Source organism: Pseudomonas putida (assembly GCF_028682175.1).
In the GTDB taxonomy this organism is placed as follows: domain Bacteria; phylum Pseudomonadota; class Gammaproteobacteria; order Pseudomonadales; family Pseudomonadaceae; genus Aquipseudomonas; species Aquipseudomonas putida_AD.
The window spans coordinates 226,214-240,048 of record NZ_JANHKS010000001.1; the positions used below are offsets into that span (position 1 = coordinate 226,214).

The window sequence follows — 13,835 nt, forward strand, 5'->3', positions numbered from 1 at the left end:
AAATCACCTACCTCTATCACGGAATTGTCCGACGGATAACGCCCCTGACAACGGCTACTATCACGCCGTTGTTATGCTGCGCTGTTAAGACGGGACAGGGCTAACCAAGTTCTGTCCTGGGGGGATCGATACCGTGGGAATGAAAAAGTCAGCGCTGGAATTCAAGCGCGATCTGAACGCCATCGCCGGCAATCTTGAACGAACCGCAGGAGAAATCAGCCGGCTGGCCGAGAGCATCGATGATGTGGACGTGGTCGCCGTGCTGCACCTGATGAACCAGCAATACCGGGATGCCGACAGGCTACGCGCTTACGTCGACGAAATCAGGGCGGGCCGCATCGTACGCGCCAAGGGTTAGCGCAACGCAACCAGCACTGCTTCAGTCATGTCGCATTCCATGGCGATCGAGGTGAAGCACGCATTTTTTGACTGGCTTGATATCAAATTGCTAGCGCACGTTTCAGAAGCCTGAACTCATCCCGCCGCGTGCCTGAGACAGGTACAACAAAAAAGGGCGACCCTTTCGGATCGCCCTTTTCGTTACCGCCAGCAGGGCGGATTTATCTGGTAGGCACGATTGGACTCGAACCAACGACCCCCACCATGTCAAGGTGGTGCTCTAACCAACTGAGCTACGTGCCTGCTGTGGGTTGGCATTCTACGAATATTCGACAAACTGTCAAGCGGTAATTTTCACAACTCTTTGAATACTATGGAATTTCGAACGACATGCGGGCCAAGTGGCACATATCTAAGACACTTTTACCCCTCGAACCCGCTGGTGGCGCCCTGTTATCTCAGGTAGGATCGACGCATTCGTTTAAAATATAAAACAGGGGCTTACAGGATGACGAACACCGCATACCCTCAGTCTTACTACGCCGCCTCGGCCAATTCCGCCCCTGCCCGGCCCATGCTGCAAGGCGAAGTGGAAACCGATGTGTGCGTCATCGGTGCCGGTTACACCGGGTTGTCGAGCGCCCTGTTCCTGCTGGAAAACGGTTTCAAGGTCACCGTTCTGGAAGCCGCCAAGGTCGGCTTCGGCGCCTCGGGTCGCAATGGCGGGCAGATCGTCAACAGCTACAGCCGCGACATCGACGTCATCGAACGCACGGTCGGCCCCAAACAGGCGCAACTGATGGGCCAGATGGCGTTCGAGGGTGCGCGCATCATACGCGAACGCGTGGCCAAATATCACATCCAGTGCGACCTCAAGGACGGCGGCGTGTTTGCCGCGCTCACCCCCAAGCAGATGGGCCATCTGGAGTCGCAGAAAAAGCTTTGGGAGCGCTACGGGCATACCCAGCTGGAACTGATGGACAAGCGGCGCATTCGTGAAGTCGTGGCCTGCGACGAGTACATCGGCGGCATGCTCGACATGAGTGGCGGCCACATCCATCCGCTGAACCTGGCCCTCGGTGAAGCGGCAGCGGTGGAATCGCTGGGTGGCGTCATCTACGAGCAATCGGCGGCGGTTCGCATCGATCGTGGTGCGAACCCCGTCGTGCACACTGCACAGGGCAAGGTCCGGGCGAAATTCATCATTGTTGCGGGCAACGCCTATCTGGGCAATCTGGTGCCGGAACTGGCGGCCAAATCGATGCCTTGCGGCACGCAGGTGATCACCACCGAGCCATTGGGCGAAGAACTGGCGCGCAGCCTGTTGCCTCAGGACTATTGCGTCGAGGACTGCAATTACCTGCTCGACTACTACCGCCTGACCGCCGACAAGCGTCTGATCTTCGGTGGCGGCGTGGTGTATGGCGCGCGTGACCCGGCGAACATCGAGGCGATCATCCGGCCCAAGATGCTCAAGGCTTTCCCGCAGCTCAAGAACGTGAAGATCGACTACGCCTGGACCGGCAATTTCCTGCTGACCCTGTCGCGCTTGCCGCAGGTGGGGCGTCTGGGCGACAACATCTATTACTCCCAGGGCTGCAGCGGCCATGGCGTGACCTACACCCATTTGGCGGGCAAGGTACTGGCCGAAGCGCTGCGCGGCCAGGCCGAGCGCTTCGACGCCTTCGCCGGCCTGCCGCATTACCCGTTCCCGGGCGGGCAGCTGCTGCGTACACCGTTGACGGCGATGGGCGCCTGGTATTACAGCTTGCGGGACAAGCTGGGGTTCTGACCGCGATCCGGCTTGCAGGCGACGGCGGGGAACTGTGGGAGCGGGCTTGCCCGCGAAGGCGTCGGATTAGCCACCATCACATCGTCAGTCCTGACGCATTCGCGGGCAAGCCCGCTCCCACAGGCATGAGCGGACCGCGCACCCGCCGTCACCTGGCGTTGTTGATCGCCTTCACCGCTTCCCCTGCCGCTTGCTCCTGCCCGGCTTGCGCCAGGTCATTGGCGGCCTTGAGCCAGCGGTCGCGGTCTACCGGTGTGGGCAACTGCCGTGGGCTCTGCACCAGCACCGCCCAGTTGCCGGCGTTGTTCCAGTCAGAGGTGAACTCGTCAAAGCTCACCGTAAGCCGCCCAAGCCCGGTGTAAATCAGCACCGTGCGCTTGTTCTGGTTGAAGCCCACCAGCACGCCATAGCGCTGGTCCTTCCACCACATCGAACCCTCCGAGAAACGCAGCAGCACCGGATAACCCGCCGCCACCTGAGCCAGCAGGTCGGTGAACTGATGGTCCACCGGGTACACCACAAAGCCATACTCACGGGCCAGGTTGCTCATGTTCTGGTCGAGCTTTTCTTCTGCACCCGGCAACTTCAGCGGTTTTTCCAGAAGGCCCGGGGTGGTCTGCACGCCATGCACGGTCAACATGCTGGCCAGCGCATTGGGGCCGCTCTGGAAGGCCTGGCCACGGAAGAACGGCACCGAGTTGATCTCGACCCGGTCCGGCAGGGTCTTGTACATCGCCGGGTACCCGGGTTTGTAGCCGTGGGAATCCGCGCAGCCGGCCAGAAACAGGGCCAGGCCCATTGCCCACCACGTCCTTTTGATTGCAGAGCTATCCATTCGAGACAGTACCGACACGTTGTTCACTCGCTTGTCTGGCGCCGGGCAACCCGCGACCCGGCCGAGCGCCGATCATAGAACCGCAGCCCGTCCGGGTATAGCCTCAACATGCAGTCAGGAGGCCGGGATAGAACAAATCGGTCCTGCCCTCTCGACCTTCGGTCAATTTTCAGCAACAACGGGCGTACTAGACTGTCGGTTACAATGAGACGAAAAGAAAAGACCGGAGGAATCCATGAGCCTCGGAATGACCATTGTGATGTTGATCGCTGCGTGGCTGGCTGTCGCTGGCGCTATGTTGTGGGGTGTGATGCGCATATCCCGCCGCCATCATCCGCAACACCGTACCCACGCGAATGTGAAACCCGCTCAGGCGCCGTCGCGCAAACATCGTCACGCCCACGCGCACTGAAACTTTTTCTGACTCGGATCCATAGCTGAAATGACAAAACGGTCGGTGATGGTGTTCCCATCCCGACCGTTTTCAATGGCGTGGCGTTTAACCCCGGGCCTGACTCAGACCTTCTGAACCTGAGCCTGGGCGTCCGCCTTCTTCTGCTTCGCCCGACGGGCCAGCATGTTCAGGCCCTCGATCAGGGCCGAGAACGCCATCGCGGTGTACACATACCCTTTGGGTACATGGGCGCCGAAGCCTTCGGCGATCAGCGTCATGCCGATCATGATCAGGAAGCCCAGCGCCAGCATCACGACCGTAGGGTTGTCATTGATGAATTTGGCCAGGGGCTCGGACGCCACCAGCATCACGATGACAGCCGCGATCACCGCGATCACCATGATCGGCAAGTGTTCGGTCATGCCGACAGCGGTCACGATGCTGTCGATGGAGAACACCAGGTCCAGCATCAGGATCTGCCCGATCGCAGCCGCCATGCCCATGGTCACGGTGCTGGAAACGGTTTTTTCCTCTTCGGTCTTGGCATCCATGCTGTGATGGATCTCGGTGGTCGCCTTCCACACCAGGAACAGGCCACCGGCGATCAGGATCATGTCCTTCCATGAGAACACCTGCCCCAGGATGTCAATGACCGGCTCCGTCAACTGGACGATCCAGGCCACGGTGGTCAGCAGGCCCAGGCGCAGGATCAACGCCATGCTGATGCCGACCCGGCGCGCCTTGGTGCGTTGGTGCACCGGCAGCTTGTTGGTCAGGATCGAGATGAAGATCAGGTTATCGATACCCAGCACGATTTCCATGACCACCAACGTCGCCAGAGCGATCCACGCCGTGGGGCTTGCCGCCAGTTCCAGAAGATATTCCATGCTCTACACATCCTGATACGGTTCGAGAAGATAGGCGGCATTCTAGGGAGGCAAACACTTCAGGAAAATTCGTATTTTTCAGGTATATACTTCGGTTATTACGAAGTATTGAAGGGCCTGTCGTCTGATGCTCAATTATCGGCAACTGCATTACTTCTGGGTGGTGGCCAAGACCGGCAGCATCGTGCGCGCCTGCGAGCAGTTGAACCTCACGCCGCAGACCATCAGCGGGCAGATCAGCCTGCTGGAACAGACCTATGGCGTGGCGCTGTTCAAGCGCGTCGGACGGCGGCTGGAACTGACCGAAACCGGACGCATCGCCCTGCCCTACGCCGAGCAGATGTTTCAACTGGGTGGCGAGCTGGAAACCTTGCTGCGTGCCCAGCCGGATGAACAGCAGATCCTGTTTCGGGTCGGTGTGGCCGACGTGGTGCCCAAGTCCATCGTCTATCGCCTGCTTGCCCCGACCATGACGCTGAACGAGCCGCTGCGCATCACCTGCCGCGAGGATCAACTGGAGCGGCTGTTGGCGGACCTGGCCATTCAGCGCCTGGACCTGGTGATCTCCGACAGCCCCATGCCGTCCCATCTGGACATCAAGGGCTACAGCCAGAAACTGGGGGAATGCGGCATCAGTTTTTTTGCCACGGCAGCCCTGGCCAGGGCCCATGGCCAGAACTTCCCCCATGACATGCAAGGTGCGCCGCTGCTGGTGCCTGGACAGCAGACCGTGGTGCGCAGCCGCCTGATGCGCTGGTTCGCCGAGCAGAACGTGCAGCCGCGGATCGTCGGCGAGTTCGACGACAGTGCCTTGATGAAGGCCTTTGGCAAATCCGGCAGCGGGATCTTCATCGCCCCAAGCGTGATTGCCGACGAGGTGATGGAGCAGTACGACGTCGAGCTGATCGGCCAGACAGATGCGGTGACCGAGTCGTTTTACGCGATCTCAGTCGAGCGCAAGGTCAAGCACCCTGGCATCGTGGCGATTACCGAGGGTGCGAGGCAGCAGCTATTCACTGACTAAGCGTTGCAGGGCTCGGCGTCAGGCCTGGCGGTCATGAGCAGCAACGCCAGCAGGATCGCCAGCAGAATGATGCCTGCGGCGGCGAAGCCCAGGTTGTCCAGCCCCAGGTGGTCGATGACCCGGCCGCCGATGAGGGCTCCCAGGCCGATCCCCAGATTGCCGCCGGCAATGTTCAGCGAGGCGGCGAAGGCCGGAGCCTGTGGCGCGGCCTTCATCAGGCGCACGTGGCTGACCAGGAACAACGCCGCCTGGGTCACACCCCAGACTGCCAGCGCCAGGGCCAGCGCCGGCACCGAATGCATGCTCGGCACCACGGTGACCATGCCGCCGATCATGAAGGTGCAGAACGTGAGGCTGGCGATCAGCGGGTGACGATCCACCAGGCGCCCGCCCAGGGAGTTGCCCACCAGTCCCACCGCGCCGAAGCCCATCAGGCACCAGCCCACTACCGTGCCGTTGAATCCGGCCAGGCGTTCGAGCATGTCGGCAAGGTAGGTGTAGGCCGTGAACATGCCGCTGAACACCAGCACCGACAGCAGCACATGGCCCTGCATCAGCTTGCTGCGCAGGATGGCGAACTGGCTGCGAAAAGACGCCTGATCCTTGTGCACGCTGCGCGGCAGGTAGATGAAGAGCAGCAAGGCCTTGGCGAAGGCCACCACCGACAGGATCGCAAAGGCGCTGCGCCAGCCGAAGGCGTCGGAAATCAGGGTGCCGACCGGAATGCCGAACACCGTGGCGCAGACGATACCGAAGCCAATCTTGGCAATGGCGCGGCCGGCGTGGTCAGGGCCGACGATGTCCACCGCCGTTTCACTGGCCAGCGCCCAGAACACCGGCAACCCCAGCGCCGGAATCAGCCGGGCAATGGCCATGACGCCTATGTTCGGCGCCATCGCCGCAACAGCGTTGGCCACCCCGAACATGATCAGCACCGAAATGAACAGACGCTTGCGTTCGAAGCGTGAGAAGTAGGCGGTCAGGAACGGCCCGAAGCAGGCGACGGTGAAAGCGAACAGCGTGACCAGTAGCCCGGCCTGGGGGATGGTAACCGCCAGATCGCGGGCGATGGCCGGCAACAGGCCGACGATGACGAACTCTGTGGTCAGCACCGTGAAGCCTGCGGCTGACAACAGGTAAATTGGGAAAAACATCGAATCTCCAGAAAGACGAACCGACCAGTCCTCACGGAGCGGTCGGTCGGGTGACACTGAGCAGTAGCGGTGAACGCTTAGAAAGTGCCCATGTAGTCGCGCTTGCCGACTTCCACACCGTTGTGACGCAGCAGGTCATAAGTGGTGGTGACGTGGAAGAAGAACTGCGGCAGGGAGTAATGCAGCAGGTATTTCTGGGTGCTCAGGCGCTTCTCTTTGTCGGTGCCTGGGCGCAGGACGATTTCGCGCTCTTCGTTGCCATCGACCTGATCCGGGGTGATGGTGTCCAGGAATGCCAGGACCTTGGACAGCAGAGCCTGCAGTTCGGCGAAGGTGGTTTCGGTGTCTTCATATTTCGGCGGCTCGATGCCGGACAGGCGCGCACCGGCACCCTTGGCGAAGTCGACCGCGATCTGCACCTGTTTCACCAGCGGGAACATGTCCGGGAACAGACGCGCCTGCAGCAGGGCATCAGGCTGGATGTTTTTGGCGGCGGCGTGCTCTTCGCCTTTTTTCAGCACCGCGCCCAGGGCGGTTAGCATCTGTTTGAACACAGGAATCGAAGCGGCGTAGAGAGAAATGGTCATGGCAGTTCCTGATGGGTTGAGTCGCAATGAAAAGACATGCAGTGCATGCTGACGCGGCTTGTCTTTTACCTCATCCAGACCCTACCCTCATAGCCTTTTCAACGCTTAGGGAAAGGGTCATGTCCACCGAACCGGATTCTGAAAACACTGGCGATGACGCAGCCGCCCTGCAACTGAACAGCTTTGAGGTGCGCATCCTGGGCTGCCTGATCGAAAAACAGGCCACCAATCCCGAGACCTATCCCCTGACGCTCAACGCTTTGGTACTGGCCTGCAACCAGAAAACCAGCCGCGAGCCGGTGATGAACCTCACGCCCGGGCAAGTCGGGCAGAGCCTGCGGGCGCTGGAGGGGCATCAGTTGACCCGGCTGGTCATGGGCAGCCGCGCCGACCGTTGGGAGCACCGTGTCGACAAGACCCTGGAGCTGGTGCCGGCGCAGGTGATCCTCACCGGGCTGTTGCTGCTACGCGGCCCGCAGACAGTCAACGAACTGCTGACCCGCAGCAACCGCATGCACGATTTCGACGACAGCGACGCGGTGGTTCACCAACTCGAGCGTTTGATCGCTCGCGGGCTGGCGGTGCTGATTCCGAAACAGGCCGGCCAGCGCGAAGACCGCTACATGCACACCCTGGGCGATCCGGCGGACATGGAGGCGATTGTCGCGGCACGGCACAACCCCGTGGAACGCGCCAGCAGCGGCAACCCGGCGCTGGCCGAGCGCGTCGAGGAACTGGAAGCGCGCATCGCCGCACTGGAAGAACGCCTGGCCCGGCTGGAGGGCTAACCCGTTCACCCGTAGCTGCACGGCTTGCCGGCTGGGGGCGATCTCACGGACGCCCCCGCGGGCAAGCCCGGCTGCTACGGAATGAGTTTGCCCGCAGCACGATGGCCATCTGTGGGAGCGGGCTTGCCCGCGAAGGCGTACGGCCAGTCACCCCATGGTCGTATGACACGACACCTTCGCGGGCAAGCCCGCTCCCACAGGGACAGGGCAACCCGTCAAATCGCCCGGGCGAACGCTGCGGCCGCCTGATATTGCTCCTCGCTCGGTGTCACGCCGGTGTACAGAATGAACTGCTCCAGCGCCTGGATCGCCGCGACCTGATCCCCGGTAATCACCTGCTTGCCATGCTTTTCGGCATGAAGGATAAACGGCGTGCGCGCAGGGCTGGCGACCACGTCGAACGCGGTGTCCGCCGCCTCGATGGCGTCCACGTCAAACGCCAGGGCCTCGGCCTGATCGCCGATCATCCCCAATGGCGTCACGTTCACCAGCAGCGGCACACGCTCGGCGCCCAGTTCAGGCTGCCACTCAAACCCACAGGTGCGCGCCAGCGCCCTGCCCGCCTGCTCGTTGCGCGCAACGATGAGCCCATCGGTGAACCCCGCATCGCGCATGGCGCAGGCCACGGCCTTGGCCATGCCGCCGCTGCCGCGCAGGGCAAACCGGGTGCGGGGCACCTTGTGACTGTCGACCAGTTGCGCCACCGCGATGTAATCGGTGTTGTAGGCCTTCAGATGGCCATCCGTGTTGACGATGGTATTGATCGACTCAATCGCCGCCGCCGAAGCGTCCATCTCGTCCACCAGCGCTATGCACGCCTCCTTGAACGGCATCGACACCCCACAGCCGCGAATGCCCAACGAACGCATCCCGGCGATGGCTGCGGGCAAGTCAGTCGGCGCAAAGGCCTTGTAATAGAAATTCAGCCCCAACTGCTCGTACAAGTGATTGTGAAAGCGCACACCGAAGTTGCCCGGCCGGGCGGCCAGCGACATACACAGCAGGGTTTCCCTGGTTGGGGTATGGAACATGAAATCTCCTGAACGGTATTAGTGAACACCAGGACAACAGCGTAGAATTCAATCGCTTGCGGCACAAACCCGAGCAATTGTTCTCAATGTTGTCGAATACCTTACACAAAATTTACGCAACGGCTTCGCAGAATTCCTGAAACCCGTTGTCTGAGAAGTTATCCCGTGGCATTGCCTGAGCGTAACGCAGGCTGGCGACAACGGGACTGAACACCCGAGGAACAGTCATGATTCGTCACATCCCCAAGGTTGCCTTGTTGTTAGGTGCCCTCGCCCTTGCAGGTCAGGCTCAAGCCCATGGCGGCGGCCCGGGCTGGGGCGGAGCGGCAGTGATCGGCGCAGTCGTCGGTGGCGTTGTGGGTGCAGCCGTGGCGTCAGGCCCTGTGTATGCAGCGCCAGCCCCGGTGTATGTGGCACCGCCGCAGCCTGTGTATTACGCGCCACCACCTCCACCGCCTGTCTACGTGCAGCCGGCCTACGTGGTTGAACGTCCGGTGGTATACGGCCCGGCCTACTACGGCCCGCCTCGCTACTACGGCCCGCCCCACGGCTATTACCACGGTGGCGGCCGCTGGTAACGGCTGGCTGACCCCGCAAGCTTCCGGTTTTCATCGGCAGCACACAAACGACAACCCCGCTATCAAGGCGGGGTTGTCGTTCATGGGTGCTTTGTACGCAAGAGCGCCCGTCTGATCCTTCATGCGTCCTTGATAAGGAACTGACCTCTGGCTCGTCAATGACGACTATCGAGAGCAGTGATTTCTGCTCGCCCGAGCCCGGCCGTAAAGTAGCGCCATAGATTGATGGAGGCACTTATGACCAAGGTTCAAATCATGTCGGTAGTTGGCAGCGCAGTCCCCGCACAGCTTCGTGAACGCGGCCTGCTGGCGTGCTGGTACCTGATGCACAACGGCGAGCCTGTCAGCGGTCCTCTGTCGTCACTGCCTGCGGCACAAGCACTGTCGCAACAGTTGGAAACCCGTCAGCTCAACGGCTGAAACGAATTCGCTCTTCCCTGAATCGTGCGTTGCTCCGCACTTCCCTTTAGCCCGCATCCCTGACGCGGGCTTTTTTTTGGCTGCGATTCGCCTGGCTCAGATGCGCTCGGCCTGGGTCGCGTTGACCTGGCAACTATGGGCCAGTTTCTGCAGGCGCTTTTCCAGGGCGCCCAGCACCACGCGATCGGATCGACCGCTTTCGAGTTCCTCGATCATGTCGTTGGCCACCAGTCGCAACTCATGGGCGATCACCACGCGGTCATCGTTCTGGTCCAGCTTGTGGGACTCGAACAGGCGGTGCAGGTAATCCTCCAGGGTGCGCTGCAAACGGTGGCGGTCAGTGGCGCGCAGATGCACCAGGTTGACCGTGATCCTGGCCAGCAACTCGTTCAGCTCGCCACACAGGTACTGCATGCGGCGTGCGTAGCCGGTTTCGCGGTCACGCAGTTGTTTCTGCCGGGCTGCCAGGTCCTGGCGGCGCTGGATGGCAGGCACGGTGACGGCCATCATCAGGCCGACGATCAAACCGATGGCCTGGATCCAGCCTGCCCAGTCGGACGGCCTGACAAACAAACCCGCCACCAGCAAGAGCACCGCAACGACTACCGCGACAAACACCAGGGCGGCGTAGTCCTTGCTGATAAACCCTTTGGGCATTGCACAACTCCTAGGTCAATTCGAATGAATGGTTTCGATGGCGTGGAATGCTAATCGGTGGCTGCCCCGAGTGCCATGAATATCGGCGCAACCGCCTTAAATACAGGCTTTTTGGATCCTTAACCTGAACGAATGCCATACAGGCTGTTTTTATTACGCAAACGTCCAAGGCACCCCATCGACATACTTAGAAACATGCTCCTAAAATGCGCCGATCTTGTTGTCGTTCTTGAAAAAAGTACGGCTTTCCACGCTGTCTCCAATCAAAGTGAGCTTCGCTCTTGAAAATTCGCACATCCCTCATCGGCCTATTATTTGCACTTACAGGCTCCGCACTCTCCACCGGTGCACTTGCGAACGAACCTGCTGCTTTCAACCGTGACCCGGCCAACCTTCATCTGGCCTCCGGCAGCGCCATGATCACCGATCTGCAGACCGGCCAGGTGCTGTATTCCAGCAACCCGGACGTCATCGTGCCCATCGCCTCGGTCACCAAACTGATGACGGCCATGGTCACCCTCGATGCCAAGCTGCCTATGGACGAGATGGTCAAGGTCGACATCTCCCAGACCGCCGAAATGAAAGGCGTGTTTTCCAGGGTCAAGCTGGGCAGTGAACTCAATCGCCACGACATGTTGCTGATTACCCTGATGTCGTCGGAAAACCGCGCAGCGGCCAGCCTCGCCCACAGCTATCCGGGCGGCTACCCGGCGTTCATCAAGGCCATGAACGCCAAGGCCAAGGCGCTGGGCATGAGCCACACCGTCTATATGGAACCTACTGGCTTGTCGGTCTTCAACGTGTCCACCGCTCGCGACCTGACCAAACTGGCGCTGGCCGCGCGCAACTACCCGATGCTGCGTGAACTGAGCACCACGCCCGAGAAGACCGTCACCTTCCGCAAACCCACCTACACCCTGGGTTTCAGCAACACTGACCACCTGGTGCGCAAGTCCAACTGGGACATCAAGCTGACCAAGACCGGCTTCACCAACCAGGCCGGGCACTGTCTGGTGCTGCTGACCAGCATGGCCAACCGTCAGGTGTCGGTGGTGATTCTGGATGCGTTCGGCAAGTACACCCACTTCGCCGATGCCAGCCGCATGCGCCTGTGGATGGAAACCGGCAAGAGCGGCCCGGCGCCGGAAGTGGCGTTGCAGTACAAGAAAGAAAAAAACCTGATCATGAAGCAGAAAGGCCTGCAGGCCGCCGAATAAACCTGCCCGACCAGAGCCGCCCCGCGCCGGGCGGCCTCTGCGCTTCCTTCCCTGCGCTGCGCAACGCGCCAGCGGATCCTGTCAATTGTTTCATCCATGGCACAACGCACAACCCCCAACCACCCGCTACGCTTGTGTTGTTGATGCTGGCTTCGCACATCGCTCGGGGGAGTTGAACCATGCTCATCAAATGGGTACTGGCTGCGCTGCATTTGTTGGCTTTTGGCTTTGCGTTGGCGGCGGTTCTGGCTCGGGGGCGGGCCTTGCGCCGGTTGCGTACCGATGACCCGCGCTCGTTTCGCGATGTGTTCGTGGTGGACAATATCTGGGGCCTGTCAGCGGGCATTCTGTTGATCACCGGCGCATTCCGCGCCTTCGGCGGGCTTGAGAAAGGCTCGTTCTACTACCTGCATCAACCTCTGTTCCACCTGAAGATGACCGCGTTCGTGGCGATCCTGGCGCTTGAGGTCGTGCCGATGTTCGCCCTGATCGGCTGGCGCATCGCATTCAAGAAAAACCAGCCCATCGACACCAGCCGCTCGCGCCGCTTTGCGCGGATCAGCCATATGGAAGCGGCGTTGATGGTGATCATCGTGATCGCCGCGACAGGGATGGCGCGGGGGATTCTGATCAGTTGAACATAGCCCGTGGGAGCGGGCTTGCCCGCGAAAGCGTCGTGTCATCCAACCCCATGGCGACCGACCCTACGCCTTCGCTGGCAAGCCAGCTCCCACAGCGAGGTGGGTGTTCACAGCATCGTACTGCTACAGGTGGGATCCGGGCCCTGTTCAATTCACCCAGAAAACCAGCAACGCCACGTTGGCCGCCGAGATCAGGCTGAACAAGCCCCACGCCAGCACTTTTGTCACAGCGTTATTGGCAAAGGGGCCCATCAGTTGCCTGTCGCTGGTAAAGCGAATCAACGGCCACAGGGCAAACGGCAGTTGCAGGCTCAACACCACCTGACTGAGCACCAGCATCTTGCCCACCGCGCCATCGCCGAACCAGATTACCCCTGCCAGCGCCGGAATCAGTGCCAGTGCCCGGGTAATCAGGCGCCGCTGCCAGCAAGGAATCTTCGCGTTGAGAAAGCCTTCGAGCACCACCTGACCGGCGATGGTGCCGGTAAAAGTCGAACTCTGCCCCGCCGCCAGCAGTGCAACGCCGAACAGCACACTGGCAAGCGCGCCGCCCACCAGCGGATCGAGCAGGTGATAAGCGTCCTGGATTTCCACCACATCGGCATGTCCCGTGCCGTGGAACGCAGCCGCCGCCAGGATCAGGATCGCCGCGTTGATCACCAGCGCCATGCTCAGGGAGGCAATGGTGTCCACCCGCGCATAGCGAATCGCGCTGGCCTTGCTTTCAACGGATGAACCGTTGACCCGGGTCTGCACCACCGACGAATGCAGGTACAGGTTATGCGGCATGACCGTCGCCCCGAGAATGCCGATGGCGATGTACAGCGGCTCCTGATTGCTCAGCACGTCCCACGAGGGCTTGAGCCCTGCGGCGACGTCCGGCCAGAAGGGTTTGATCAGCACCAGCTCGATGAAAAAGCAGGTGGCGATGGTTGCGATCAGGCCCAGCACGATGGCTTCCAGGCGACGGAAGTTGGCGCCTTGCAAGGCCAGGACGATCACTGTGTCGAACGCGGTCAACGCCACGCCGGTGGTGATCGACACCCCCAGCAGCAGATGAAACGCCAGGGCCGCGCCCAGCACTTCGGCGAGGTCGGTGGCCAGGATCGACAGCTCCGCCAGAATCCACTGACCCATGCCTACACGCCGGCTGTAGCGCTCGGCGGACAATTGCGCCAGGTCGCGCCCGGTCGCGATGCCCAGCCGCGAACAGAGGTTCTGCAACACCATGCCGGACAGGCTGGCCAGCACCACCACGAACAGCAACGCGTAACCAAAGCGCGAGCCGGCTTCGATGGCCGTCGCCCAGTTGCCGGGGTCCATGTAGCCGATGGAGACCAACAGACCCGGCCCCACGAACAGCATCATCTTGCGCAGGAACGAGGCATTGGCCGGAATGGCGACGCTGTCGGTCACCGCCGAGGGGCAGAACGGCGCGGTGGCCGTAGTCGGGAGTCTGTATTTCACGGGGATCCGGGAAGTGATTGCGAT

The 13,835-nt window shown here is 61.1% G+C and carries 15 protein-coding genes and 1 tRNA gene; 8 read left to right on the plus strand and 8 right to left on the minus strand.

Annotated features, from left to right (window positions below; genetic code table 11):
- Positions 1-139: 139 nt before the first annotated feature.
- Positions 140-358 (plus strand): hypothetical protein, encoded by a 219-nt coding sequence (locus NPS29_RS01035; RefSeq protein ID WP_274130151.1) that lies wholly within the window; start codon positions 140-142, stop codon positions 356-358.
- A 207-nt stretch (positions 359-565) separates the two neighbouring features.
- Here the strand turns inward: NPS29_RS01035 and NPS29_RS01040 are convergent.
- Positions 566-642 (minus strand) — tRNA-Val (locus tag NPS29_RS01040).
- A 205-nt stretch (positions 643-847) separates the two neighbouring features.
- Between NPS29_RS01040 and NPS29_RS01045 the strand changes: the two genes are divergently transcribed.
- Positions 848-2,131: an NAD(P)/FAD-dependent oxidoreductase gene (locus tag NPS29_RS01045; protein WP_274130152.1), complete on the plus strand. Its 1,284-nt coding sequence runs from the start codon at positions 848-850 to the stop codon at positions 2,129-2,131.
- Between the two features lie 148 nt (positions 2,132-2,279).
- Here the strand turns inward: NPS29_RS01045 and NPS29_RS01050 are convergent, their stop codons facing one another.
- Positions 2,280-2,966 carry a cysteine peptidase family C39 domain-containing protein gene (locus NPS29_RS01050; protein ID WP_274130153.1) on the minus strand — a complete coding sequence of 229 codons (687 nt, stop codon included), beginning with the start codon at positions 2,964-2,966 and terminating at the stop codon, positions 2,280-2,282.
- A 516-nt stretch (positions 2,967-3,482) separates the two neighbouring features.
- On the minus strand, positions 3,483-4,247 hold the full coding sequence (locus NPS29_RS01055; RefSeq protein ID WP_274130154.1) for a TerC family protein: 765 nt from the start codon (positions 4,245-4,247) through the stop codon (positions 3,483-3,485).
- Positions 4,248-4,374: 127 nt separating this feature from the next.
- Here NPS29_RS01055 and nhaR point away from each other — a divergent pair, with 127 nt between their 5' ends.
- Positions 4,375-5,271: a transcriptional activator NhaR gene (nhaR, locus tag NPS29_RS01060; protein ID WP_274130155.1), complete on the plus strand. Its 897-nt coding sequence runs from the start codon at positions 4,375-4,377 to the stop codon at positions 5,269-5,271.
- Here nhaR and NPS29_RS01065 read toward each other — a convergent pair.
- Both NPS29_RS01065 and NPS29_RS01070 read right to left on the minus strand, forming a co-directional pair.
- The gene (locus NPS29_RS01065; RefSeq protein ID WP_274130156.1) at positions 5,268-6,425 is read right to left on the minus strand and encodes an MFS transporter; all 1,158 of its coding nucleotides are present in this window, start codon (positions 6,423-6,425) and stop codon (positions 5,268-5,270) included. The genes nhaR and NPS29_RS01065 overlap by 4 nt on opposite strands.
- Before the next feature lie 77 nt (positions 6,426-6,502).
- Complete coding sequence (locus NPS29_RS01070) at positions 6,503-7,012, minus strand: DUF1993 domain-containing protein (RefSeq protein WP_274130157.1); 510 nt, start codon at positions 7,010-7,012, stop codon at positions 6,503-6,505.
- Between the two features lie 119 nt (positions 7,013-7,131).
- Here NPS29_RS01070 and NPS29_RS01075 point away from each other — a divergent pair, with 119 nt between their 5' ends.
- Entirely contained in the window at positions 7,132-7,800 is a 669-nt protein-coding gene (locus NPS29_RS01075; protein WP_274130158.1) for a YceH family protein, read from the plus strand.
- Between the two features lie 215 nt (positions 7,801-8,015).
- On the opposite strand, the gene NPS29_RS01080 is transcribed toward NPS29_RS01075, so the two are convergent.
- On the minus strand, positions 8,016-8,831 hold the full coding sequence (locus NPS29_RS01080; RefSeq protein WP_274130159.1) for a shikimate 5-dehydrogenase: 816 nt from the start codon (positions 8,829-8,831) through the stop codon (positions 8,016-8,018).
- 227 nt (positions 8,832-9,058) lie between these two features.
- Here NPS29_RS01080 and NPS29_RS01085 point away from each other — a divergent pair, with 227 nt between their 5' ends.
- Entirely contained in the window at positions 9,059-9,409 is a 351-nt protein-coding gene (locus tag NPS29_RS01085) for a hypothetical protein (RefSeq protein WP_274130160.1), read from the plus strand.
- Between the two features lie 237 nt (positions 9,410-9,646).
- Entirely contained in the window at positions 9,647-9,829 is a 183-nt protein-coding gene (locus NPS29_RS01090) for a hypothetical protein (RefSeq protein ID WP_274130161.1), read from the plus strand.
- Positions 9,830-9,925: 96 nt separating this feature from the next.
- Here the strand turns inward: NPS29_RS01090 and NPS29_RS01095 are convergent, their stop codons facing one another.
- Entirely contained in the window at positions 9,926-10,486 is a 561-nt protein-coding gene (locus NPS29_RS01095) for a hypothetical protein (protein WP_274130162.1), read from the minus strand.
- Positions 10,487-10,767: 281 nt separating this feature from the next.
- Here NPS29_RS01095 and pbpG point away from each other — a divergent pair, with 281 nt between their 5' ends.
- Positions 10,768-11,703, plus strand: a complete 936-nt coding sequence (pbpG, locus tag NPS29_RS01100; protein ID WP_274130163.1) for a D-alanyl-D-alanine endopeptidase — start codon at positions 10,768-10,770, stop codon at positions 11,701-11,703.
- A 179-nt stretch (positions 11,704-11,882) separates the two neighbouring features.
- Positions 11,883-12,341: a DUF2214 family protein gene (locus tag NPS29_RS01105; protein WP_274130164.1), complete on the plus strand. Its 459-nt coding sequence runs from the start codon at positions 11,883-11,885 to the stop codon at positions 12,339-12,341.
- A gap of 150 nt (positions 12,342-12,491) precedes the next feature.
- On the opposite strand, the gene NPS29_RS01110 is transcribed toward NPS29_RS01105, so the two are convergent.
- Complete coding sequence (locus NPS29_RS01110) at positions 12,492-13,811, minus strand: Nramp family divalent metal transporter (RefSeq protein ID WP_274130165.1); 1,320 nt, start codon at positions 13,809-13,811, stop codon at positions 12,492-12,494.
- Positions 13,812-13,835: the final 24 nt, after the last annotated feature.

Bases quoted from the DNA above. Each gene is read 5' to 3' on its own strand.
- NPS29_RS01050 (WP_274130153.1), bottom strand. From the start codon at position 2,966: ATGGATAGCTCTGCAATCAAAAGGACGTGGTGGGCAATGGGCCTGGCC.
- NPS29_RS01065 (WP_274130156.1), bottom strand. From the start codon at position 6,425: ATGTTTTTCCCAATTTACCTGTTGTCAGCCGCAGGCTTCACGGTGCTG.
- NPS29_RS01090 (WP_274130161.1), top strand. From the start codon at position 9,647: ATGACCAAGGTTCAAATCATGTCGGTAGTTGGCAGCGCAGTCCCCGCA.
- NPS29_RS01085 (WP_274130160.1), top strand. From the start codon at position 9,059: ATGATTCGTCACATCCCCAAGGTTGCCTTGTTGTTAGGTGCCCTCGCC.
- NPS29_RS01105 (WP_274130164.1), top strand. From the start codon at position 11,883: ATGCTCATCAAATGGGTACTGGCTGCGCTGCATTTGTTGGCTTTTGGC.
- nhaR (WP_274130155.1), top strand. From the start codon at position 4,375: ATGCTCAATTATCGGCAACTGCATTACTTCTGGGTGGTGGCCAAGACC.
- NPS29_RS01045 (WP_274130152.1), top strand. From the start codon at position 848: ATGACGAACACCGCATACCCTCAGTCTTACTACGCCGCCTCGGCCAAT.
- NPS29_RS01055 (WP_274130154.1), bottom strand. From the start codon at position 4,247: ATGGAATATCTTCTGGAACTGGCGGCAAGCCCCACGGCGTGGATCGCT.
- NPS29_RS01095 (WP_274130162.1), bottom strand. From the start codon at position 10,486: ATGCCCAAAGGGTTTATCAGCAAGGACTACGCCGCCCTGGTGTTTGTC.
- NPS29_RS01080 (WP_274130159.1), bottom strand. From the start codon at position 8,831: ATGTTCCATACCCCAACCAGGGAAACCCTGCTGTGTATGTCGCTGGCC.
- NPS29_RS01075 (WP_274130158.1), top strand. From the start codon at position 7,132: ATGTCCACCGAACCGGATTCTGAAAACACTGGCGATGACGCAGCCGCC.
- NPS29_RS01035 (WP_274130151.1), top strand. From the start codon at position 140: ATGAAAAAGTCAGCGCTGGAATTCAAGCGCGATCTGAACGCCATCGCC.
- NPS29_RS01070 (WP_274130157.1), bottom strand. From the start codon at position 7,012: ATGACCATTTCTCTCTACGCCGCTTCGATTCCTGTGTTCAAACAGATG.